The organism is Xanthobacter sp. NM-59, from assembly GCF_021401125.1.
In the GTDB taxonomy this organism is placed as follows: domain Bacteria; phylum Pseudomonadota; class Alphaproteobacteria; order Rhizobiales; family Xanthobacteraceae; genus Xanthobacter.
In genome coordinates this window covers 363,627-386,742 of record NZ_JACBFQ010000003.1, presented here as the reverse complement: position 1 = coordinate 386,742, position 23,116 = coordinate 363,627, and the positions used below count along the sequence as shown (strand labels likewise).

At 68.2% G+C, this 23,116-nt stretch carries 17 protein-coding genes; 9 read left to right on the top strand and 8 right to left on the bottom strand.

From position 1 onward, the window contains the following. Positions 1–337: 337 nt before the first annotated feature. On the bottom strand, positions 338–2,035 hold the full coding sequence (locus L0966_RS09455) for a tetratricopeptide repeat protein (RefSeq protein ID WP_255684232.1): 1,698 nt from the start codon (positions 2,033–2,035) through the stop codon (positions 338–340). 298 nt (positions 2,036–2,333) lie between these two features. Here L0966_RS09455 and L0966_RS09450 point away from each other — a divergent pair, with 298 nt between their 5' ends. Continuing rightward, the gene (locus L0966_RS09450) at positions 2,334–3,203 is read left to right on the top strand and encodes a 4-(cytidine 5'-diphospho)-2-C-methyl-D-erythritol kinase (protein ID WP_234051640.1); all 870 of its coding nucleotides are present in this window, start codon (positions 2,334–2,336) and stop codon (positions 3,201–3,203) included. Positions 3,204–4,245: 1,042 nt separating this feature from the next. Continuing rightward, positions 4,246–4,569, top strand: a complete 324-nt coding sequence (locus tag L0966_RS09445; protein WP_234051639.1) for a YnfA family protein — start codon at positions 4,246–4,248, stop codon at positions 4,567–4,569. A 12-nt stretch (positions 4,570–4,581) separates the two neighbouring features. Here L0966_RS09445 and L0966_RS09440 read toward each other — a convergent pair whose 3' ends face one another. Continuing rightward, positions 4,582–5,589, bottom strand: a complete 1,008-nt coding sequence (locus tag L0966_RS09440; RefSeq protein WP_234051638.1) for a polyprenyl synthetase family protein — start codon at positions 5,587–5,589, stop codon at positions 4,582–4,584. Between the two features lie 139 nt (positions 5,590–5,728). Between L0966_RS09440 and L0966_RS09435 the strand changes: the two genes are divergently transcribed. From L0966_RS09435 to L0966_RS09420, 4 genes are all read left to right on the top strand, one after another. Further along, positions 5,729–5,956, top strand: coding sequence for a DUF2007 domain-containing protein (locus L0966_RS09435; RefSeq protein ID WP_234051637.1), 228 nt, complete (start codon positions 5,729–5,731; stop codon positions 5,954–5,956). Further along, positions 5,953–6,726 (top strand): tRNA1(Val) (adenine(37)-N6)-methyltransferase, encoded by a 774-nt coding sequence (locus tag L0966_RS09430; RefSeq protein WP_234051636.1) that lies wholly within the window; start codon positions 5,953–5,955, stop codon positions 6,724–6,726. The genes L0966_RS09435 and L0966_RS09430 overlap by 4 nt, the downstream gene beginning before the upstream one ends. A 718-nt stretch (positions 6,727–7,444) precedes the next feature. After that, complete coding sequence (locus tag L0966_RS09425) at positions 7,445–8,314, top strand: S49 family peptidase (protein ID WP_234051635.1); 870 nt, start codon at positions 7,445–7,447, stop codon at positions 8,312–8,314. Between the two features lie 40 nt (positions 8,315–8,354). Next, the gene (locus tag L0966_RS09420) at positions 8,355–10,043 is read left to right on the top strand and encodes an NAD+ synthase (RefSeq protein WP_234051634.1); all 1,689 of its coding nucleotides are present in this window, start codon (positions 8,355–8,357) and stop codon (positions 10,041–10,043) included. A gap of 289 nt (positions 10,044–10,332) precedes the next feature. Here the strand turns inward: L0966_RS09420 and cydC are convergent, their stop codons facing one another. From cydC to L0966_RS09405, 3 genes are all read right to left on the bottom strand, one after another. Next, positions 10,333–12,045 (bottom strand): thiol reductant ABC exporter subunit CydC, encoded by a 1,713-nt coding sequence (gene cydC / locus L0966_RS09415; protein ID WP_234051633.1) that lies wholly within the window; start codon positions 12,043–12,045, stop codon positions 10,333–10,335. After that, positions 12,042–13,901 (bottom strand): thiol reductant ABC exporter subunit CydD, encoded by a 1,860-nt coding sequence (gene cydD / locus L0966_RS09410; protein ID WP_234051632.1) that lies wholly within the window; start codon positions 13,899–13,901, stop codon positions 12,042–12,044. The genes cydC and cydD overlap by 4 nt, the downstream gene beginning before the upstream one ends. A 159-nt stretch (positions 13,902–14,060) precedes the next feature. After that, positions 14,061–14,357, bottom strand: coding sequence for a YARHG domain-containing protein (locus L0966_RS09405; RefSeq protein ID WP_234051631.1), 297 nt, complete (start codon positions 14,355–14,357; stop codon positions 14,061–14,063). 251 nt (positions 14,358–14,608) lie between these two features. Here L0966_RS09405 and pyk point away from each other — a divergent pair, with 251 nt between their 5' ends. Together pyk and L0966_RS09395 are read left to right on the top strand one after the other, a co-directional pair. After that, positions 14,609–16,123: a pyruvate kinase gene (pyk, locus tag L0966_RS09400; protein WP_234051630.1), complete on the top strand. Its 1,515-nt coding sequence runs from the start codon at positions 14,609–14,611 to the stop codon at positions 16,121–16,123. A gap of 250 nt (positions 16,124–16,373) precedes the next feature. Further along, a complete protein-coding gene (locus L0966_RS09395) occupies positions 16,374–16,865 on the top strand; it encodes a CYTH domain-containing protein (RefSeq protein WP_370640802.1) in 492 nt (163 codons plus the stop codon). 21 nt (positions 16,866–16,886) lie between these two features. Here the strand turns inward: L0966_RS09395 and L0966_RS09390 are convergent, their stop codons facing one another. Then, the gene (locus L0966_RS09390) at positions 16,887–17,777 is read right to left on the bottom strand and encodes a uracil-DNA glycosylase family protein (RefSeq protein ID WP_234051628.1); all 891 of its coding nucleotides are present in this window, start codon (positions 17,775–17,777) and stop codon (positions 16,887–16,889) included. A gap of 234 nt (positions 17,778–18,011) precedes the next feature. Here L0966_RS09390 and L0966_RS09385 point away from each other — a divergent pair, with 234 nt between their 5' ends. Beyond that, on the top strand, positions 18,012–19,685 hold the full coding sequence (locus tag L0966_RS09385) for an electron transfer flavoprotein-ubiquinone oxidoreductase (RefSeq protein WP_234051627.1): 1,674 nt from the start codon (positions 18,012–18,014) through the stop codon (positions 19,683–19,685). Positions 19,686–19,936: 251 nt separating this feature from the next. On the opposite strand, the gene L0966_RS09380 is transcribed toward L0966_RS09385, so the two are convergent. Together L0966_RS09380 and L0966_RS09375 are read right to left on the bottom strand one after the other, a co-directional pair. Continuing rightward, positions 19,937–20,791 carry an FkbM family methyltransferase gene (locus L0966_RS09380; RefSeq protein ID WP_234051626.1) on the bottom strand — a complete coding sequence of 285 codons (855 nt, stop codon included), beginning with the start codon at positions 20,789–20,791 and terminating at the stop codon, positions 19,937–19,939. Between the two features lie 393 nt (positions 20,792–21,184). Next, a complete protein-coding gene (locus L0966_RS09375; RefSeq protein ID WP_234051625.1) occupies positions 21,185–22,894 on the bottom strand; it encodes a carbamoyltransferase C-terminal domain-containing protein in 1,710 nt (569 codons plus the stop codon). Positions 22,895–23,116: the final 222 nt, after the last annotated feature.

Here is a 23,116-nt window from a genome sequence, read left to right as displayed (position 1 = left end):
GGGCTTTGGTACCCTTCAGCCATATGGTGAAGTTGAAGGCGCCCAAGGGGCGGTTGGGATGAAAGGCGCGCTTGGGGCGAAAGGGCCTTGGGTGGAGGTGCTCTCAGCGGTGGCACGGGCATGTGCGTGGCCAAGGCGCTCGCTCCCTCAGTCCTGGGCGCGTCGAGCCGTGGTGGGGAGCTGTTCCCCCCCTGCGGGGCCGGCCGCACGGGCCGGCAAGCGACAGCGCGGTGTGGGCCGGGGCGCGCCGCACCGAGTCCCAGGTCGCACTGAGTCCCAGGTCGCACTTAACCCCAGCAGGCCCGCCACAAGGCGGGCCGCGTTGTGGGTGGAAGGCTCAGTTGGCCTTCTTGTCTTCCTCGGCCTTGCGCACGGGGGCCGGCTGGTCCACGGCGTCGAGACCGCCCTGGATCTTCTTCTCGATCTTCGCGAGAGCGTCGGGCTCGGGCTTCATGTCGCGGGCGTGGTTCCACTGGAAGCCGGCCTCCAGCGGGCGGCCGACCTTCCAATAAGCATCGCCCAGATGGTCGTTGATGACCGGATCCTGCGGCATGAGCTCCACCGCCCGCTCCAGCTCGTTCACCGCGTCGTCATAGCGGCCGAGGCGGTAATAGGCCCAGCCCAGGCTGTCCACGATGGGGCCGTCGTCCGGGCGCAGGGAGACCGCCTTGCGGATCATGTCCAGCCCCTCGTCCAGGTTCACGCCCTGGTCGACCCAGGAATAGCCCAGATAGTTCAGCACCTGGGGCTGGTCAGGATTGAGGATGAGCGCCTTTTTGAGGTCGGCCTCGGCCGCCGGCCAGTTCTTGCTGCGCTCGTTGCAGATGCCGCGGAAGTAGAACAGCGCCCAGTTGCCCTTGTCCGGATTCGGAACGAGGTCGATGGCCTTGCTGTAGGTGCCCGCGCACTCCGGGAACATCTTGCGCGACTGCTGGATGCGGCCCAGCGCCACGATGGCTTCCAGATCCTTCGGATTGGCGGCGATCAGCTCCTGAAGGTGCTTGCGCGCCTCGGCGGACTTGTCCACCGCGTCGAGATTGAGGGCGAGCTGCACCTCCGCATTGTTCCACAGCGGCGAGGTGGGCGGCACCTTCTCATAGACCTGGATGGCCTTGAGCGGCTGCTTCAGCTGCTCGTAGAGGTCGGCCAGGGTGAGGGTGGCGAAGGGGTGCTGCGGGTCGAGCCAGTGGGCAAGCTGGAGATAGACCAGCGCGAGATCCTCACCGCCCTGCCGGCCCAGGGTCGCGCCCAGGCCGTAGAGCACCTCGGCGGACCCCTCCTGGGCGGTGGTGACGAGGGGCGGAAGGGCCTTTCCGGCCTTCAGCTCCTTGATCTCCGCCAGCACCATGGGGTGGTTCGGCATGGCCTTCTCGAACTCGGCCAAGGCGGCGACCGCCTGTTCCTTGCCCTCGTTGCGCGACAGCCAGCGGGCATAGGCATCCGCCGTGCGCAAGGAGCCGGGGTCGAGCTTCACCGCTTCCGCGAGGCGCTTGCCCGCTTCCTTGCGATTGCCGGCGGCGTCGAGGATGAGGCCCGAATGCAGCGCCTTCAGCGGCGCATACCAATCGGGCCCCTGCAGGTGGTCGATGAGCTCCACCGCGCCCTTGGTGTTGCCCGAGCCGAAGAAGGTCCAGGCGGCGAGCAGCGTGGCGGTGAGATCGCCGATGGGGCCGCGCACCGAAAGGGAAAGGTTGGTTCGCGCGGTCTGGTACTGGCTCTTCTTGATGGCCTTCACCGCCAGGGCGAGGCGGGCGATGCGGTGGGTGCGGTCCACCTTCACCAGGCGCTCGGCCAATTTCATGGCCTCGTCCATCTGGCCGTCCACCAGGGTGGCGAAGAAGGTGCGCTCCACCACTTCCGCATTGCGCGAATCAAGGCGCAGCAGGTTGCGCAGATAAGTCACCGCGGCGTCCGTATCGCGCTCGGAGCTGGCGAAGCGCGCGGCAAGGTAGCTGCCCGAGACGGTGGGATCCTCATCCACGGACAGGTCCGCCGGGGCCTCGGCGCGTGCCGTGACGGGCAAAGCAAGGTGCATCACCGCGGCAAGGCCGACAGCCAGGGCCACGGAGGAGGAGAGGCGGGGAATCTTCACCGATCGAGAATCCTGAAGAGCCTGTGCGGCCGTTGCAACGCGCTATTCAAGCGCGGCGAGATGGCGGGAGGATGGCCGCTTTCCGCGTGCGCCGCAAGTTTGCGTGCCGTCACGCGGTCTTGATGCCATGGCGAGGGGGCGGCGGAAGGTGTTCCGCCGCCCCCTAATGCCCCGTGGGTCGTCCGCTTCCGGCATGGGCGGAACCTTGCGGCCCCTCCTGCGGCGCGGCATAAGGGCGGCCATGCATCCGCTCGTCGCCAAGGCTCCGGCCAAGATCAACCTGACCTTGAGGGTCACGGGCCGACGGCCAGATGGGTATCATGATCTTGTGAGTCTCGTAGCATTCGCAGGCGCGGCGGATCTCGTTTCGCTCGATCCCGGAGCGCCGCTGGGGCTTGACGTGGCCGGCCCCACAGCCGTGGATGCGGGCCCCGACGCGGAAAATCTGGTGCTCAAGGCCGCATCTGCCTTCGCGCGGGAAGTGGTGGGAGCAAGGCTTGGCGCGTTCCGCCTGGTGAAGCGCCTGCCCGTGGCCGCCGGGCTGGGCGGGGGTTCGTCCGACGCCGCCGCGGCACTGCGCCTTCTGGCCGGTCTCAACGGTGTCGCGGCCGATGATCCCCGCCTGTTCGCGGCGGCCCGCGCCACCGGCGCCGACGTGACCGTGTGCCTCGACCCCCGGGCGCGGATCATGCGTGGCGTCGGTCATGATCTGTCCGCGCCTTTGGATCTGCCGCTTCTGCCAGCGGTGCTCGTGAACTGCCGGGTGGCGGTGCCCACGGCGGATGTGTTCCGCACCCTGGGCCTGCGTGCCGGGGAAGTGCTGCCGGGGCCGGAGCATCCGGCCACCCTCCCGCGCGAGGCCGGGGCGCTCCGCGCCGCCTTGGCCGCTCTACCCAATGATCTGGAGCCGCCGGCCCGTGTGGTGGCCCAGCGCATTCAGGATGTGATGGAGCATCTGGCCAGCCTGCCCGAAGCCTTGCTGGTGCGCATGTCCGGTTCGGGAGCCACCGTTTTCGCCCTCACCCAGAGCTGCCGCTCCGCCGTTGCTTTGGCCCGGCGGGTGACGGCCGCACACCCGGACTGGTGGGTGCGATCCACGGTTCTGCGCTGAGGCGGCCGCGTCTACGCCGGAGATTGCCTTCGCCCGAGATGACAGGGAGGGGTGACGGGCTTACGCGCTGCGAAAGCTGGGGCGATCCTGTTCCTCCGCAGCCGGGCAGAAGCCGTTTCAGGCGGAGCGCGATCGCCATCCGACGGGTTGGGCGCGTTTCCCCTTTCGCCTAAGTAGCGGCCGCTCCGGGGGGCAAGAGATCGGGCGTGTCCGAGCGCGGTGGGCGCCGGGGTGTCAAAAGGCTTGTTCATTCAAGGAACCATGCGCGCCCCGCCCTCCGAGACCCACGGAGATGGTTCCGGCTTTGAACCCGCAATGGCCTTCGCGATCCTTCCCTCTGGTCCGGAACGTTTCCCAGCGAAGCGGGAAGCGATTTGCGTTACGGAAACCTGTAAAAGCAAATCGATAGCGTGTTCCAGCGTCCACATAAGAGCTGAAGCCATATCGCGGGCGTGATTTTCTATTCTGCATTGTGGGCGCTCGGCCGCAAATGGGCGACGCGGCGCTGTCGGGGGCATCCGGGTGGCAGGCTTGGGCCTCTCCCTTCGCGGCGCGTCGATCGTCGTAGGCACATCGAGTCGAGGCCCTTTCTTCGCGCCCGGATTCTTCGTGCCCCGAAGACTTCGGGTACCAGATCGCGGGGGCGGGCCGCGCAATCCTGCCCATGATGGCGCGGGCCGATCCGCACCGCTCATCCGCGACGGCTTAACGGTAAAGGGGCGGCCTCCGCATGGAGAGGCGGTCACAGCGCTGGGGGCACCCGAAGGGCTCGGCCCCGGGGCCGCGTGGGGGAGGCCGTCAGCGCCGTTCTGCATCCTCGGTGCGTGTTCGGGGCGAGGCCCCAAGGGCGCGTGGGATAAGGGCGCGTGGGGCAAGGGGCATGCAGGGTATGCGCAGGAGGGGCGTATGCGGGCGCGTGTCGGGCCGCGTCCCACAGGGCTGGGGTGGTGGTACAATAGGCGTCTTGCCCGGCCCGGCCCGGCCGAAGCCTTGTCGCTCGAAGCGGCAATCGCCGCAGGCCCCGACCGCCCATGAGGACGACATGACCTTGCCCGCTTTTCTGTTCGCGGCTCTTGGCGAAATTGCCGGCTGCTTTGCCTTCTGGCAGGTGGCGCGCCATGGCGGGTCGCCGTGGTGGCTGCTGGCGGGGCTTGCCAGCCTCTCCGCCTTTGCTGTCGCGCTCACCTTCGTCGATGCGCCGGCGGCGGGGCGGGCCTTCGCGGCCTATGGCGGCATCTACATCGTGGCGTCGCTCGCGTGGCTGTGGGCCGTGGAAGGCGTTCGGCCCGATCGCTGGGACGCGGCCGGCGCGGCTTTGTGCCTCGCCGGCGCGGCCGTCATCGTGCTCGGCCCGCGCGGAGCGTGAGCCGGCGCGGGCTCAGTGGGCGCGGGCGAGGCAGAAGTCCACGGCCTGCGACAAGGCGGACTTGGCCGGGCTTGCCGGGAACAGGGCCAGCGCATCCTTGGCGATGGCGCCGTAGTGGCGGGCGCGCTCCACCGTATCGGCCAGCGCCCGGTGCTTCATGAGCAGGGCAATGGCCTGCTTGAGGTCCGCGTCGGTCACGTCGCCATGCTCCAGGCATTTCTGCCAGAAGCCGCGCTCGCTCTCGTCGCCCCGGCGGAAGGCGAGCAGCACGGGCAGGGTGATCTTGCCCTCGCGGAAGTCGTCACCCACGTTCTTGCCGAGCTTCTGCTGGCTGCCGCCATAGTCCAGCGCGTCGTCCACCAGCTGGAAGGCGATGCCGAGATTCATGCCGTAGGAGCGGCAGGCGGCGTGCTCGGCCTTGGGCCGCTCGCCCAGCACCGCGCCCACCTCGCAGGCGGCGGCGAACAGCTCGGCCGTCTTGCCACGGATAACGGCCAGATAGTCGTCCTCCGAGGTCTGGGTGTTCTTGGCGGCGGCGAGCTGCATCACCTCGCCCTCGGCGATGACGCTGGCGGCGTTGGACAGGATGTCCAGGCAGGTGAGCGAGCCCACTTCCACCATCATCTTGAAGGCCTGGCCCAGCAGGAAGTCGCCCACCAGCACGCTGGCCTCGTTGCCCCACAGCTTGCGGGCGGCCAGCTTGCCCCGGCGCATGTCGCTCTCGTCCACCACATCGTCATGGAGGAGGGTGGCGGTGTGCATGAACTCCACCGAGGCGGAGAGCTTGATGTGGCCGTCGCCCTCATAGCCGCTGAGCGCGGCGCAGGCGAGCGTCAGCATCGGCCGCAGCCGCTTGCCGCCGGAAGAGATGAGGTGGTTCGCCACCTCCGGGATCATCGCCACGTCGGAGCCGGTGCGCGCCAGAATGGCGGCGTTCACGCGTTCCATGTCCGCTTTCACGAGACGCACCAGGGCGTCAATGGACGGCTCGTTGGGCTCGAACGGAAGAACGATGGCCAAGAAACGCCCCCGCTTGTCAATTTTGCGGGCGCACCATAGGGATGCCCAGGGGCTTGGCGCAAGGGGTTCGCAACAGTTCGACCCCAAGGGCAGGGGCCGCATCCACATGGATGCCGGTTCAAGGCGGGAGCGGGTGAGGATGCGGGAGCTGCTGCGAACCAATGACTTGGTGTTGCTCGGCGCCATCGAAGCCCTGCTCGATGCGGCGGAAATCGGCCATTTGGTCGCGGATGCGCATATCAGCGCTCTTGAAGGCTCCATCGGTATTCTGCCCCGCCGCCTGCTGGTGGTGGACGAGGATGCCGACCGCGCCCGGCGCCTGTTGATGGAGGCCGGCTTCGGCGCGGCCCTGCAGGATCCGCCATGATTCCCCCCTTGGGCAAAAATCCACCCGCCGATGTCACCCGCGATGCCATTCTGGGTGGCCGCGTGGCGCTGCGGCAGCCGGCCCGTGGCCATCGGGTGGGGCATGATGCGGTGCTGCTGGCGGCGCTGGGGCCGCAGGCCTGCCGCGCGATGGTGGACCTGGGAGCCGGCGTGGGCGGGGCGGGGCTGTCCTTCCTCGCGCGGGTGCCGCAGGCGCGCGGCACGCTGGTGGAGATCGATCCGGACCTCGCGGCCCTCGCCCTTCAGAATGTGGACGTCAACGGCTGGGCGGCGCGCTGCACCGTCGTGGCGGGGGATGTGCTCACCCTTGCCCGTCCATCCGGACCGGCGGAGCCGCAGCCGGGGGCGGCGGACCTCGTGCTGATGAACCCGCCTTTCAACGCGAATGCCGCGCACCAGATCTCGCCCCATGCGGGCCGCGCCCGCGCCCACATGGCGGCGGGGGAACTGCTGGGGGCATGGGTGAAGGCGGCCTATCGGTGCCTCGCGCCGGGGGGCGTGCTGTGTCTCATCCACCGACCGGAGGAGCTGGGGGCGATTCTCGGCGCGCTTGCCGGGCGCTTCGGCGCGGCGGAGCTTCTCGCGGTTCATCCCCGGCCGGATGCGCCGGCGGTGCGCCTGCTGGTGCGGGCGGTGAAGGGCCGGCGCACCCCATTGCGTCTCCTGCCCGGCCTGGCGCTCGCCGATGCGCACGGCAACCCCACCGCCGCCGCAGAGGCGGTGTTGCGTGATGCGCAGGGCCTGGGCTGAGGCGGGCGCGCCGCGCCGCGCAGCCGCTTCGCCGCGCCGTCGGGCGGCTGGGGCGAGTTGCCCTGTGGGGCGACGATCGGGCCAGGATCTCCATCCCCGAATCCGGTTGGCTGGACGTGAGCCTTGTTCAACGAATGGGGTTTGGCCCGCGGGGCGTCGCCTCTGCGCCAAGACAAATGCGCGGCTGGGACCGAGGGGCGGCGCCGGATCGATGGGCGTGGTCGGGGCATGATCGGCAAGGCCGGAACCGATAGCCCCCGCCAAGGCGGATCGTTGGGGCCAGGACGGATCATTGGGGCCCGGACGGATCGACGGGGTTCGGCCTGATGGTCAGTGGCCAGACGGATCATCAGGGCTAGAACTGACCATCACGGCCAGGATAATTCCCTGGGGTAAGGCTAGATCTCCAGGGCTAGGATAGATTGTCAGGGCGAAGTTGGGTCGTCAGCGCCAGATCGGATCATCCGGGTCAAGACGGATCATCCGGGCCAAGACGGATCACTCGGGCCAAGACGGATCATTCGGGCCAAGACGGATCGTCGGCGGCAAGACAAATCGGCAGGGCTTGGGCTGAGCGAGGGCGGGGCTTGCCGCGTGGCTCCGGGCTCGCCCGCGGGCTCGTCCGGCGCGGCGGGTGTGTCGCGCGTCGTTGGAAAGATCCTGGCGGCGGGCTTCGCGGTGCCTTGAGGCCGTCGCCTGCGCGGCTTACATCTCAAGCATGGCCGATCCCCTCTCCTTCCTCCCGCGCCGCCTGCGCGCCCTTCTGCCCAAGAGCTGGCGCCCCGAGGCGCCGGTGGTGCCCGTGGTGCGCCTTTCCGGCGCCATCGGCATGAGCTCTCCCTTCTCCGCCTCGCTCACCCTTGCCGGCTGCGCCAAGGCGCTGGAGAAGGCGTTCGCGATGAAAGAGGCGCCGGCGGTGGCGCTGCTCATCAATTCGCCCGGCGGCTCGCCGGTGCAGTCGCACCTCATTTTCAAGCGCATCCGGGCGCTGGCGGAGGAGAAGGAGAAGCACGTCTTCGCCTTCGTGGAGGATGTGGCGGCCTCCGGTGGCTACATGATCGCCTGCGCTGCGGACGAGATCTTCGCCGATCCGTGCTCGGTGGTGGGCTCCATCGGCGTGGTGAGCGCCGGCTTCGGCCTGGATAAGGCCATTGCCCGCTTCGGCATCGAGCGGCGCGTCTACACGGCCGGCGAGCGGAAGGTCACCCTCGATCCCTTCCAGCCCGAGCGCCCGGAGGATGTGGAGCGGCTCGACACCCTGCTGAAGGAACTGCACGTGGTGTTTGCGGACTTGGTGCGTTCGCGCCGGGGCGTGACGTTGACGGCGGATGACGCCACCCTGTTCTCGGGCGAGTTCTGGCTGGCCACCCAGGCGCTCGGCCTGGGGTTGCTCGACGGGTTGGGCGATGTACGCTCCACCCTGCGCGCCCGCTATGGCGAAAAGGTTCAGACGCCCTTGATGGAAGCGCCGAAGCCCTTCTTTTTGCGCCGCTCCGGCGGCTTTTCGGCCAGCCTTGCCCATCATGCGGCGGCCGGCGCCGTCGCCGCCGCCGAGGAGCGCGCCCTGTGGGCCCGCTACGGCCTGTGAACGCCCCCCTGCTTTTCCCCCCTTCCCGCCGGCCCGGTAGATGAGCACGATGAACACGCCCGCCAGCACCCCCGCGAACACCCTTTTCATTGCCGTCGCCCAGCTGAACCCCACCGTGGGCGATGTTTCCGGAAACCTGGAGCTGGCCCGCCGCACCCGCGACGCGGCGCGGCTTTCCGGCGCCGACCTCGTGGTGTTCTCCGAACTCTTCATCGCCGGCTATCCGCCCGAGGACCTGGTGCTGAAGCCTTCGTTCCAGGCCGCCTGCCGCAAGGCCATGGAAGAGCTGGCAGCAGAAACGGTGGAGGGCCCGGCTCTGCTCATCGGCTCGCCCTGGGTGGAGGGCGGCAAGCTCTATAATTCGGTGCTGCTGCTGGAGAATGGCGGCATTTCCGCGGTTCGCCACAAGGTCGACCTGCCCAATTACGGCGTGTTCGATGAGAAGCGCGTCTTCGCCGCCGGCCCCATGCCGGGGCCGATCCCGTTCAAGGGGGTGCGCCTGGGCGTGCCCGTCTGCGAGGATATCTGGGGGCCGGACGTGGTGGAGTGCCTGGCCGAGACCGGGGCCGAAATCCTGCTGGTGCCCAATGGCTCGCCTTATCGCCGCTCGGTCTATGAGGAACGGGAGAACGTGGCGGTGGCGCGGGTGGTGGAGAGCCGCCTGCCGCTGCTCTATGTGAACCAGGTGGGCGGCCAGGACGAACTGGTGTTCGACGGCGCCTCCTTCTGCCTCAACGCCGATCGCTTCCTGGCGCTCCAGTTCCCCAGCTTCGAGGAGCGGGTGCGCGTGACCCGGTGGGAGCGCCTGCCCACCGGCTGGGCCATGACCGAGGGCGGCATCACCGACCGCACCGAGGAGGACAGGGCCGATTATGCCGCCTGCGTGCTGGGCCTGAAGGACTATGTGAACAAGAACCGCTTCCCGGGCGTGGTGATCGGCCTTTCCGGCGGCATCGACAGCGCCCTGTGCGCGGCCATGGCGGTGGATGCGCTGGGGCCGGAACGGGTGCATTGCATCATGCTGCCCTACCGCTACACCTCTGGCGAGAGCCTTTCCGACGCGGCTGCGGTCGCCGATGCGCTGGGCGTGCGCTACGACACCCTGCCGATCGCCCCCGCGGTGGAAGGGCTGGAGGCGGTGCTTCAGCCCGTGTTCGCCGGCAGGGAACGGGACGTGACGGAGGAAAATCTTCAGTCGCGGGTGCGCGGCACGCTGTTGATGTCCATTTCCAACAAGTTCGGCGGCATGGTGGTGACCACCGGCAACAAATCCGAGATGTCCACCGGCTATGCCACCCTCTATGGCGACATGAATGGCGGCTACAATCCCATCAAGGATCTGTACAAGACCGAGGTGTTCCGCCTATCCCGCCTGCGCAATGCCTGGAAGCCGGCCTGGGCGCTGGGCCCCGGCGGCACGGTGATCGCCGACCGCCTCATCGACAAGCCGCCCACCGCCGAGCTGCGCGAGAACCAGAAGGACGAGGATTCCCTACCGCCTTACTCCATTCTGGACGCCATTTTGTTCCGGCTGGTGGAGCTGGAGGCGCCGGTTGCAAGCGTGATCGAGGAAGGGTTTGACCCGGCGGTGGTGAAGCGGGTGGAGCGCCTTCTTACCATTGCCGAATATAAGCGCCGTCAGGCGGCGCCGGGCGTGAAGGTGACGCCGCGCAATTTCGGCCGCGACCGCCGCTATCCCATCACAAACCGCTTCCGGGATGAGGGTTGAGGCCCATTTTCCTACCCGGGCGCGCAAAAAACGTCAGCCTGACGATCCGCGGGGGAAGATCGTCAGGCTGAGCGCGATTGGAAACGTCCGGTCGCCTCGCGCGCTTTTTTCATCTCATGGATGTGGCGTGGGCAACATCCCCAAAATGGAGGAGATGTGCGCCCAATTTGCATTACAACCCCTCGTTGCCCGGTAGATGTGAACCTTTTTCGCCACGCAGCTCATCATTTTTACCACATGAGCCGGCGCAGCATGCGCATTCCTCAACGGAATATGCCCGCCCTGGGGCTCAGGGGGCTGGTGCGCCGTCGAGGTCCCGCAGGATGCTCGCGGGTGCGCCGCGCGCGGTGATGCGCCCTTCCGCCATCACGATGATCTCATCCATGGCGTCGAGCCGGGCACGGCGGTGGGAGATCAGCAGCAGGGCACGGCCCTCGGTGACCTCCAGCACGGCGGACATCACCCGCCGCTCGGTCTCGGTGTCGAGTCCCTCGGTGGGCTCGTCGAGAATGAGGATGGGCGCATCCTTCAGCAGGGCGCGGGCAAGGCCGAGGCGTCGCGCCTCGCCGCCGGAAACCTTCGCGCCATGGGCGCCCACGAAGGTGTCGAGCCCCTCGGGCTGGCTCTCCACGAAGGCGAGGATGCCCGCCTTGGCGCAGGCGCCCTTCAGTGCCGCGTCGTCGGCGCCGGGCGCGGCAATGGCGAGGTTCTCGCGAATGGTGGCGGAGAACAGGTGGTCGCCTTGCGCCAGCACCGCGAGGCGGGCGCGCAGCGCATCGGTGTCATAGGCGGCGACGGAGTCGTCCGCGAAACGCACCTCGCCGGTGCCGGACGCCCGGAAGCGCAGGGCCAGGGCGACCAGGCTCGATTTGCCCGAGCCGCTCTCGCCGATGATGCCGATGCGCCGGCCCGGCTCCAGGGTGAAGCTCACATCCTCCAGCGCCGGCGCGTGCGCGCCTGGATAGGTGAGGCCGACATGGCTGAAGGCAAGGGCACCCCGGGCCGGCACCGGCTTCGGCGCGGCGGGCTCGGCCACCGGGGCGGGACGGTCCACCAGGGCGAAGATGCGGCGGGCGGAGGCGAGCGTTCCCGGCAGGGTCTGGAAGGCCAGCGGCAGCGGCGCCACCGCCTCGAACAGAGCCAGGGAGAACAGGGCCAGCATCACCAGGTCCGGTCCCGGCAGGCTGCCGCCAAGCACGCGCGGCGCGCCGATCAGGATGACCGCCAGCAGGGCTGCCTGGGCCGCAAGGCCAACCCCCGCGCCGGCAAAGCCCGCAATGCCGGCCAGCCGGCCCTCTGAGGCGATGAGGGTGTTGGAGGTGGCGTCCACGGCGGCGCGGTGGCGCCGGTTCGGGTCATAGATGTCAAGCTCGGCGCGGCCTTCCAGGTGGTCCACCAAGGCGGCGTTCAGCTCCGCGCCATGGGCGGTGACGGCGCGGGCGGCGGGCGCGGCGAGCCGCTGCACCAGAAGTGGCAGCACAAGGCCGGCGAACAGCGCGGCGCCGGCCACCGCCAGCGCCATGGCTTCATCATGCCCGGCGATGAAGGCCAGGCCTACGGCCAGCACGATGAGCGCGGCCGCCACCGGCGAGATCACCCGCAGGAAGGCGAATTCCAGTCGGTCGATATCACCTTTCAGCCGGGCCAGCAGGTCGCCGCTACGCTGGTCCTGCAAGGCAGCCGGGGCCAGGGGCGTGAGGCGGACGAAGAACCAGGGGCGCAGGCTCGCCACGAATTTCAACGTCGCCTGGTGGCCCACCAGACGCTCGATGTAGCGCGAGAGGGTGCGGGCGATGGCGAAGCCGCGAATATAGGCCGCCGGTGCGAAAACATCGATGGCGATGCCCGCCGCGCCCGCCAGCGCCATGGCGGTGATGAACCAGCCCGAAGTGGCCATGAGCGCCATGTGGGCGAGGCTCGCGAAGGCCGAGAGCAGCACCGCGACGCCCATCCACAGGGCCTGGGGTCGCATGAGCGCCACAAGGCGCAGGAAGTCCTTCATTGGGCCGCCTCCCAGAAATCGGCGTCGCCACCGGCGGCGAGGCGCGCATAAAGGCCGCCCTGGGCGAGGAGGGTGGCGGCGTCGCCCTCCTCGACGATGCGGCCGCGGTTCATCACCACGATACGGTGTGCGCCGGAGATGCTGGAGAGCCGGTGGGCGGCGATGAGCCCGCCGCGCCCCGGCAGAAGGCGGGCCAGGGCGGCTTCCACCTTGGCCTCGTTCTCGCTGTCGAGATGGGCGGTGGGCTCGTCCAGCACCACCATGGGGGCGTCGCGATAGAAGGCGCGCGCCACGGAAAGGCGGTGGGCCTCGCCGCCGGAAAGGCCGCTGCCACCTTCGCCCACACGGCCCTGGAGCCCGCCGGGCACGGCCGCCACCACGTCCGCAAGGCCGGCCTCGGCCACCGCCGCCTCAAGCCGCGCGGCCTCGGGCGCGGCCTCGCCGGGGGCGATGTTGGCGGCGAGCGTGCCGGCGAACAGGCGCGGACGCTGGGGTACATAGCCGATGGCGCGCCGCCATTGGGCAAGGTCGAGCTCCGCCAGCGGCACGCCATTCACCAGCACCCGACCGGAGGTGGGCGCCACGAAGCCGAGCAGCAGGTGGATGAGGGAGGACTTGCCGGCGCCGGAAGGGCCCACCAGGGCCACCGTTTCACCGGGCGCCAGGGTGAAGCTGACCCCATCGAGGGCCATGCGGCCATCGGGAAAGGTGAGGTGCACATCCTCGAACCGCACCTCGATGCGCTTGGGCGAGGGCAAGGGGGTGGCCCCGCCCGTTTCGGCCAGAGCGGGCACGTCCTCCAGGGCCACCATGCGCTCGGCGGCGCCCAGCGCCTCCATGCGGGCGTGGTAGGCGGTGCCCATGGCGCGCAGGGGCGCGTAGAATTCCGGCGCCAGCAGCAGGATGAACAGGCCGGTGAAGAAGTCCATCTCGCCCCACAGCAGCCGGAAGCCGATGAACACCGCCACCATGGCGATGGAGACCGTAGCGAAGAATTCCAGCACCAGGGACGAGAGGAAGGCGATGCGCAGCACCGCCATGGTGTCGCGCCGGTAGCCGTCCGCCACATCCGCCACCTGGCGCCCCATGCGGCCGGCGGCATTGAAGGCCTTCAGCGTGGCCAGGCCCTGCACCGCGTCCAGCAGGTGTCCGGACATGCGGGCCAGCCGGCGCCATTGCTTCTGGTTGAGCCGCTCCGCCCCTTTGCCGATGAAAATCATGAACACTGGGATGAGCGGCGCGGTGAACAGGAAGACGAGCCCGGAGACCCAGTCCAGGGGGAACACCACGACGAGGATGGCGAGCGGCAGCACCACCGCCAGGACGGAGGCGGGAATGTAGCGGGAATAGAAGGGCTCCACCGCCTTCACGCCTTCGGCCAGGGCGGCCACCAGTTCGCCGGTGCTGCGTTCGGCAAGGCCCACGGGGCCGATCTTCTCTACGCGGTCGAGCAGGGCGGCGCGCATGGCGCGCATCACCCGCGCGGCGGCGGCGAAGCCGAAGCGCTCGGTGGCCCACTGGGTGGCGAAGCGCAGCGCCATGGCGGTGGCGAGCGCAGCGATCTCCGGCGTGAAGGCGAGGGCCGGGCGAGCCTGGAACAGCACGCCATCCAGGATGCGCGCCACCAGGAATGCCTGGAGAATGATGATGAGGCCCGTCGCCACCGATGCCGTCATGGTGACGTTGAGATCGCGCCGGGCCGATCCGCGAAAGCGGGAGAGGAAAGCGGACAGACGCTTTTTGTCCGGCCGCTGATCGGTGTCGGGAGAGGTGGTGATGGCGCTGCCTCCGCTGGGCCGACGTGCCCGCTTGTCGGCGGGGCGTGTTGGGGGCTCCCGGGGAAGCAATGGAGCCATCACCCCCGCCCGCGCACATCGGCGCGCGGCCAAGGAGCGTCCTCACCGCCGGGGGATGCCTCGGATGCGGGGAGCGATAGCATACAATCCGGCGCGCATCACTGCGATGAAACGCCCGAATCCCGTTGCGGAAGGCGGGTCGGAAGGCTCAGGCCGGCGTCATTTGCAGCCCTTGCGGGCTTCCCAATAGCGCACCTGGTCCACATAGCGCTGCTGTTCGGGCGTGAGCTGGCCATAGGGCGGATAGCAGCGCTCGCCAAAAGTGGCGATGGCGTCCGCCGTCTTGAAGCAATAGCCTTGCTCCGCATAGATGGCATTACGCTGATACCATAAGGCGCGGCAGGACAATTGGCTCAGCTCCTGTGCCATCGCCGGCCCGGGCGCCAGCAAAGGCGCCAGAGACAGGGCAAGCACCGCCCATGCCGGTCGAACGGCGAGCACTCTCTTCCGGGGCATCCTCATCGCAGGTCTCCCGCGCCGGGGCGGCTGTCCGCTGGGTATCATGACGCGGGGACAGACTAGCCGAAGCCGGTGGTGGCCGGGAAGGCGAAAGCGTGCCCGGAGCTGGGGGCTGGGGCGGGAAGGGCAGGGGTGCTGTCCCTTATGCGACTTTATGCGGAGACGCCCCTGTCGCATGATGTCGCTAAGCGTGAAGCTGCCGCGCGCCAATCCCGAGGGCCAACCCCGGAACCGGAGGAACACCCGTCATGCCGCACAAGCGAGCGCTCACGAAGCGCGACCGCGCCACGAAAATCGTGGCCACCGTGGGCCCCTCGTCCAATTCGCAGGAGAAGCTGGAGGCGCTGTTCCGCGCTGGCGTGGACGTGTTCCGCCTCAATTTCAGCCACGGCACCCAGGCCGACCATGGCGTGGTGCTGGAGCGCATCCGCCGGCTGGAGAAGGAGGTGGGCCGCCCCATCGGCGTCATCGCCGACGTGCAGGGGCCCAAGCTGCGCATTGGCCGGTTCAAGGAAGGCGCCATCGCCATCACGCCCGGCGACATCCTGCATTTCGACGCCGACACGGACCGGCTGGGCGAGGGGCGGCGCGTGCCCATTCCCCATCCCGACATTCTGGAGGCGCTGCCGGTCGGCTCCACGGTCCTCTGCGACGACGGCAAGGTGCGCCTGAAGGTGGTGGAGAAGGGGCCAGGCTATCTCGAAGCCCAGGTGGTGGCCGGTACGCGCCTGTCCAACACGAAGGGCTTCAACATTCCCGACGTGGTGCTGCCGCTCTCCCCCCTCACGGAGAAGGACCGCGCCGACCTGGAATTTGCCTGCGCGGCGGGGGTGGAATGGATCGCCCTTTCCTTCGTGCAGAAGCCGGAGGACATTCATGAGGCCCGCGCCCTCATCCAAGGCCGCGCCTCGGTGATGCTGAAGATGGAGAAGCCCTCGGCGGTGGAGCACCTCACCGAGCTGGTGGAACTCTCCGACGCCATCATGGTGGCGCGCGGCGACCTGGGGGTGGAAATCTCCCTGGCCGAGGTGCCGGCGCTGCAGCGGCGCATGATCGCGGAGGCGCGCAAGTTCGGCCGGCCGGTTATCGTCGCCACCCAGATGCTGGAATCCATGATCCTCGCGCCCGTCCCCACCCGCGCGGAGGTCTCCGACGTGGCCACCGCCGTTTACGAGGGGACGGACGCTGTCATGCTCTCCGCCGAGACCGCCGCCGGCCAGTACCCGGTGGAGGCGGTGCAGGTGATGGATGACGTCATCCGCCACGTGGAGCACGACCCCGGCTACCGCAAGGTGCTGGGCGCCTCCGAGGCGGAATGGGGCAACAATATCGGCGACGCCGTCATCAAGGCCAGCTACGAGGCGGCGGTGGCGGTGGATGCGGCGGCCCTGGTCGCCTTCACCCTCTCGGGCACCACCGGCCTGCGCGCCGCGCGGGAGCGGCCGAAGCTCGCCATCCTGGGCCTCACCCCCAAGATGGAGACGGCCCGCCGGCTCGCCCTGTCCTACGGCGTGCACGCGGTGCACATGAAGGAGGACATCCACTCCTTCGGCGAGATGGTGGACACGGCGGTGCGCACCACCGTGCGCCACGGCCTGGGGGCGCCGGGGGACCGGCTCGCCATCTGCGCTGGCGTGCCCTTCGCCCAGCCCGGCACCACCAATATCATGCGCATCACCATCATCGGCGCCGATGATCCGCCCTCGCGCTACGATATCGACGCCGCGGCAGCCCCCAAGGGCGGCCGGAAGGAACAGGTGTAGAAGCTGTATTTCAATGAAAACAGGAAGTTGCCCCCTCGGCGCGCGGGGGCGGTGGCTGCATTGTGTCGGCAGGCGAAAAGTATTTGCCTGCCGTGCGCCGTGCATGCGTGGTATCCATTTGACGCAGGCCGGGATAAGCGGCAGGAATAACTCGGAAAAATAGGATCTCGTCGATAGTTTTGCCGGCTCATAACTTGTAGGTGGCTAGACGTGCGCCGCCTGGCTGCCGATATTATGTGCATCCAAACTGATGCGATGCAGTGCCATGGGCGTCGAAGTCGAGCGAAAATTTCTCGTGGTTTCAGAGGCTTGGCGTGAAGGTGCCAAAGCCTGCGCGATCCGGCAGGGTTATCTGTGCCTGGGGGCGGAAACCACGGTGCGTGTTCGTGTGGCCGGCCCGCGCGCCTTTATCACCGTCAAGAGCAAGACGGAGGGAATCTCCCGGGCCGAGTATGAATACGACATTCCCCTTGGCGATGCCGAGGCCATGCTCGACGATCTCTGTGCCCGCCCGCTGATCGAAAAAACCCGCTATTCGATTGTCCATGCGGGCAAGCTGTGGACCGTGGATGTCTTCGGCGCCGACAATGCCGGCCTCGTGGTGGCCGAGGTGGAGCTGGAGCATCCCGAGGAAAAGGTGGCGCTGCCGCCGTGGGTGGGCAAGGAGGTGACCTCCGACCCGCGCTATCGCAATTCCTCCCTCGTCAACGCGCCGCTCGGCGGCGGCTGCCTCGTCGGCTGAAACCGCTGCCCGAGGCCGGCATCAGGCCCGGCCCGGCGCCGGCGGCCTTTCGCGCGGCGCGGATTTGGCCAAGGCGCCTTCGATGGCGAGCAGGTCGCGCCAGGCGAGGCGCTTGCCGATGGGCGTGCGCAGCAGATAGGCCGGGTGGAAGGTGGCCAGGGCCTGGATGGTGCGGGTGCCGGTTTCGTAATCCATGAAGCGGCCGCGCAGCTTGGTGATGCCCTCGGTGGTGGCGAACAGAGCCTGCGCCGACTGGCCGCCCAGGCATACCAGCACATCAGGATCCGCCAGCTCGATCTGCCGGGCGATGAAGGGCAGGCAGATGGCCGTTTCCTGCGGGGTGGGCGTGCGATTGCCCGGCGGGCGCCAGGGAATGATGTTCGCAATATAGGCGCTGGACCGGTCGAGGCCGATGGCGCCCAGCATCAGGTCCAGGAGCTGCCCGGCCCGGCCCACGAAGGGAAGGCCCTGCTGGTCCTCGTCCCGTCCCGGCGCCTCGCCCACGAACATCACCCGCGCTGCCGGGTTGCCGTCGGCGAAGACGAGGCGGCTGGCGGTGCGTTTCAAGGCGCAGCCCTCGAACGCCTCCAGGAGGGCGCGCAGTTCCTCCAGGCTGGCGGCGCCACGGGCGGCTTCCCGGGCTGCCATCACCGCCTCGTCCGGCGAATGGGGGGCGATGGTGGGGCTGTGCGGCTGGGGGCGCGGCGCGGCGGGGCGCGCGGCCGGCCGCGCCGCAGGCGCCGGCGCGGTTTTGAGCTCGTCTTCCCCACCCCGCGGGGTGCGGGCCTTCTGCTCGGCGGCGCTCTGGGCGAACCGATCCACCGGCTCCTCGCCCACGGCGATGTCCACCCCCGCTTCCAGATGGAAGGCGAGAAGGTCGGACCAGTCGTCGGGCGGAAGGAAGTCGGTCATGGATGTCCAGGCCGGGAGCGGCGGCGCCCCTCACGCGTTCTGCATGGCGAACCTATGGCACGGGCGGGCTCGCCGGTGAAGCAGTGCATTGCGGTATGTGCCTTCACGGACATGGGGACAACCACCCGATCGGTCAAGTCGTCGCACCCGGAAGGCATCTCGCGAATTGTCAGAACGGCCCAACCGTGGAAGAACTCCAACGAAAGCACGATGACGTAAACGGGAGCTTCACGGATGAGCGAGGCGGAACTGCCTGAACGCGAAGGCATGGATTATGACGTGGTGGTGGTGGGCGGCGGGCCCGCCGGTCTGGCCACGGCCATCCGCTTGAAGCAGCAGGCCGCCGAGCGCGGCGCCGAGATTTCCGTGGTGGTGGTGGAAAAGGGCTCGGAAGTCGGCGCCCACATCCTGTCCGGCGCGGTGGTGGACCCCTCGGGCCTCGACCAGCTTCTCCCCGGCTGGCGCGAGGATGACGAGCGCCCCCTGGTGACCGAGGTGATCGAGGACCACTTCTTCCTGCTCGGCCCGGCCGGCGGCGCCAAGCTGCCCAATTTCGCCATGCCGCCGCTGATGAACAACCACGGCAACTTCGTCGGCTCCCTGGGCAATGTGGCGCGCTACCTCGCCAAGAAGGCGGAAGAGCTGGAGGTGGAGATCTATCCCGGCTTCGCCGCCAACGAGGTGCTGTATGACGAGAAGGGCGCCGTGCGCGGCATCGCGACCGGCGACATGGGCATCGGCAAGGATGGCCAGCCCAAGCCCGAATTCACCCGCGGCATGGAGCTGCGCGGCCGCTACACCGTGTTCGCCGAGGGCGCGCGCGGCCAGCTCTCCAAGCAGCTCATCGCCAAGTTCGGCCTGGGCGAGGGGCGCGAGCCGCAGAAGTTCGGCATCGGCCTGAAGGAATTGTGGAAGGTCAAGCCGGAGAAGCACAAGCCCGGCCTGGTGCAGCATGCTTTCGGTTGGCCGCTCGATTCCAAGACCGGCGGCGGCGCCTTCCTCTACCACATGGAGGATGAGCAGGTGATGGTGGGCTTCGTGGTCCACCTGAACTACCAGAATCCCTGGCTCTCGCCCTTCGACGAGTTCCAGCGCTTCAAGACCCACCCTATGTTCCGCGACACCTTCGAGGGGGCCAAGCGCATCAGCTACGGCGCACGCGCCATCACCGAGGGCGGGTTCCAGAGCGTGCCGAAGCTCAGCTTCCCCGGCGGCGTGCTGGTGGGCTGCGCGGCCGGCTTCGTCAACGTGCCGCGCATCAAGGGCAGCCACAATGCGGTGCTCTCCGGCATCCTGGCCGCCGACCATCTGGCCGAGGCGCTGGTGGCCGGGCGCGGGCATGACGAGCTTTCGAGCTATGAGAATGCCTGGCGCACCTCCGCCGTGGGCGAGGACCTGAAGAAGGTGCGCAATGTGAAGCCCCTGTGGTCCAAGCTCGGCACCTATGTGGGCATTCCGCTCGGCGCGCTGGACATGTGGGCCAACACCTTCGGCTTCTCGCTGTTCGGCACGCTGAAGCACGGCAAGGCCGACTATGCCAGCCTGAAGCCCGCCGCCAAGTGCAAGAAGATCACCTATGCCAAGCCCGATGGCGTGCTGACCTTCGACAAGCTCTCCTCGGTGTTCATCTCCAACACCAACCATGAGGAAGACCAGCCGGTTCACCTCAAGGTGGCGGACATGGCCCTGCAGAAGTCGTCGGAGCTCGACGTGTTCGGCGGCCCCTCCAACCGCTACTGCCCGGCGGGCGTGTACGAGTGGGTGGAGGAGGGCGGCGAGGGTCCGCGCTTCCAGATCAACGCGCAGAACTGCGTGCACTGCAAGACCTGCGATATCAAGGACCCCAACCAGAACATCACCTGGACCGCCCCCGAGGGCGGCGGGGGCCCGAACTACCCCAATATGTGAGAGCATACGGCCCGAGGGCGGCATTCGGCCCAGCCCCGGGCCGGTGGCGCTTTCGCAAAGACGCAGAAAAAGGCCGGCACGCAGGGCGCGCCGGCCTTTTTCTTTGAATGTTCTCTGCTGTCTTGAGCCGGGCTCTGGGCCATCGGCCCCGGCCTTTGACCGGCGCCGAATGGGTGCCCTCAAGCGCGGCCCGGTCTTGACTCATGGCCACTGAGCCTCTGGCCGGTGAGCCTCGCTCACCGGCTGCGGCCTCACGCGGCGGCGGCGCCCGTCGGGTGGCGGGCGACGATGTTGCAGAATTCCGTGGGCCGGGTGGACAGGGCGGTGAGAGAGCCGTCCCACTTCAGCCGGAAGAACTGGTAGCCAAGCCCGGCCAGGGTGTTCCAGGGCGCGGCCGGATCGCCGCCGCTGGACAGCAAAGCAGGGCAGTTCATCTCGAAGATGATGGTGGGCAGGCTGGCGGAGATGGTCTTCATGCCGCCGGCCAGCACCCGCTGCTCGGCGCCTTCCACGTCGATCTTGATGCAGTCCACCCGCGGCAGGCCGAGGTCAGCCACCAGGGCGTCGAGGGTGGTGATCTCCACCTCCTCCGCCTCGGTGGCGGCGCCGTCATTGACGAGCGAGAAGGCCTGGGGATCGTCGCCCACCGGATTGTGGAACAAGGTGGCCTTGCCGGCGGCGTCGGCGAGGCCCTTGCGCACCAGCGTCACGTTCTGGAACGCGTTGAGCGCGATATTTTCCGCCAGCAGGTCGCCGGCTTCCTTGCCCGGCTCCACCGCCACCACGCGCCCGGCGTGGGGGGCGACCTTCAGGCTGAACAGGCCGATATTGGCGCCCACATCCACGAAGATGTCGCCCTTGGCGACGAAATTGTTGATGTGCTTGAGCTCCGGCTCCACCTCATCGCGCAGGAGAAAGGCGGACACGGTGGTGTAGCGCAGGTCGGCCGGCACCTCCATGCGCGCGCCGCCGGGCACCAGATGGAATGCCGGCTTGCGGCCGAGCCCCACCAGGGCGGCCAGGCACGCGACCCGTCCGAGAACCGCGACAGGTGCTTCCTTGAACGCCTGTTCGTTCAGAAGCTTCTTGATCCGCTTTAGCATCATGGCCCCCGCCGTCGTGTCCGGCGCGAAAATCGCGTTGAGATGGGTCCTTGGACGAAAGTCGCCTGCGAAAGCCGATCCGCCATCCAGGAAAAAGAAGTGGCAAGCGCGGGGGCGACGCCGAATTCGCCCGGGCGGAAGACATGGGAAGAAACAAAGGATGTCAATGCAAGCAAAAGCATGGCTCCGCCTGCATGAACACATGGGGTTCAGCTCTCACGTTTGCGTGCCCCCCGTCAATTTGCCCGCGCAGGCACCCGCTACCATGGCGCAAAAGGCCGGATAGGCGCGCAGGTGCTGGTGCGGGATGCAGCTGCTGCGGGCCGCGCCCGCCCGGCGCCAGGGTCTTGCATTCGCCCATAATGTTTTCCGCCCCCGGCACCCGGGCCCGACACCTCAGGCGGCGGGCTTGGTGATCAGGTACGGGCCCACGGCGAGCCAGTTCAGGCCCGAATTCAGCAGCACATGCACCGCATCGCGCGGGCGATGCACCAGCGGCAGGCCGTGGAGGTTGAGGGAGGTGTTGAGAAGCCCGCCCACCCCTGATCGCGAAGCGAAGCGGTGGATGAGATCCCAGTATTCGGCGTTGCTCTCCTGCGTCACCACCTGGGGCCGGCAGGTGCGGTCATAGGGGTGGGTACCGGCCTTCAGCTGCTCGCCGCCCGCTTCGGTGGTGTCGAAGGAGAGGATCATGTAGGGCGCGGCAACATTTTTGGGGTTGCGCAGATAGAGGTCTGCATGCTCGGCCGCCACGGAGGCCGCGAACGGCATCCAGAAGTCGCGGCTCTTCACCATTTCGTTGATCTCGCGGATCACGTCGGGGTTGCGCGGATCAGCGATGATGGCCCGGTTGCCCAGGGACCGCGCGCCGAACTCCTCGCGCCCGGCGAAGCGGCCCACCACGTGGCCCTGCATCAGGAGCTCGACCACGGCATCGTTGATGGAGTCGGGCTGCGACAGGACGATGTCGCCGCGGTCGACCCATTCGGAGAGATCGTCGCGGATCTCGGTCGCCGACCATTCCGGCCCCAGATACATGGAGGACAAAGGCGGTACCGCCGCGCCGCCTTCATGCTCCGCGCGGGCGAGATAGGCCGCGCCGATGGCGTTGGTCTCGTCGCCGCAGGAGGGGAAGATGAACAGGCTGTCCACCTCCTCCATCTCCATGATCCGCTTGTTGGCCTTCACGTTCATGAAGACGCCGCCGGACAGGCACAGGCGCCGGATGCCCGTTTCCGCGATGGCGCGGCGCACGAACTCGCAGAGGATTTCCTCGGTGAAGAGCTGCACGCCGCCCATGATGTTGTCGAACCGCTGCTCGAAGAACAGCTTCTCCAGCACCGGCTGGATGTGCAGCGTGTGCGGCACGCCGGGCGCGCGCCGCCACACCGGCGTGCGCTCGTCCACCCAGCGGAACAGGGTGTGCAATCGGTCGGCGATGCGTCGGCTGCCGGACATGGCCGCATAGGGCGCCATGCCCATGATCTTGTATTCGTGCTCCAGCGGCACCATGCCGAGCATGTAGGTGACCACGGCATAGAGCGTGCCGAACGAGTCCGCATAGGGCACCTCGTGCAGCAGCTTCAGCTTGTTGTCCTGGCCGATGCTGACGCTGGCGCACAGGCCGTCGCCGCCGCCGTCCACGGTCAGCACCAGCACGGGCTCGGTCCGCTCGCTCTGGCCGTAATAGGCGGTGGCGGCGTGGCAGGCGTGGTGGCCATAGACCTTGATCGCCTCGGGGCGGAAGCCCAGGGCCACATAGGCATCAAGCCGCTCCTGCGCCCGCTTGCGCTCCACCGCCGCCCGCAGCGGGGTCTGGCCGATGGCCGTGCGCAGACGGCCCTGCCAGTGGGCGGAACGGCGAAACACATCGATCCAGCCGGCGCGATCCAGCGGCACCGTGGGCATTCCGGCCAGGGCGAGGACCGAGACGTCCTGCGGCGCCACGCCGGTATGGGTCACGAGCCATTCCAGCCCCATGGTGGGCACGTTGTGATAGTTCTTGACGCGCCGGAGCCGCTCCTCCTGCACCGCGGCAATCGTTCCATCCTGGCACAGGGCGGCAACCGCCGAATTGTGAGAATCGCTAACGCCGATGACGGTCACATTCAGGCTCCGAAAGACAATCCGCGCCAAGCCGAGGCGGTCTTGCCGATGACAGGGGTGTAAAGGCGATATCGCAGGGGCGGGACGATGCTTTGAACGCGGCTTTCCGGGGCAGCCTAGTTCCGCAAGAGTTAAAAAGCCATTCTTTTGTGGTCGCGACATTTCGCCTATCGCCAGCTTGTTTAAGCGGGCAGCGTGAATGCCATTAGTTCAAGTATAGTG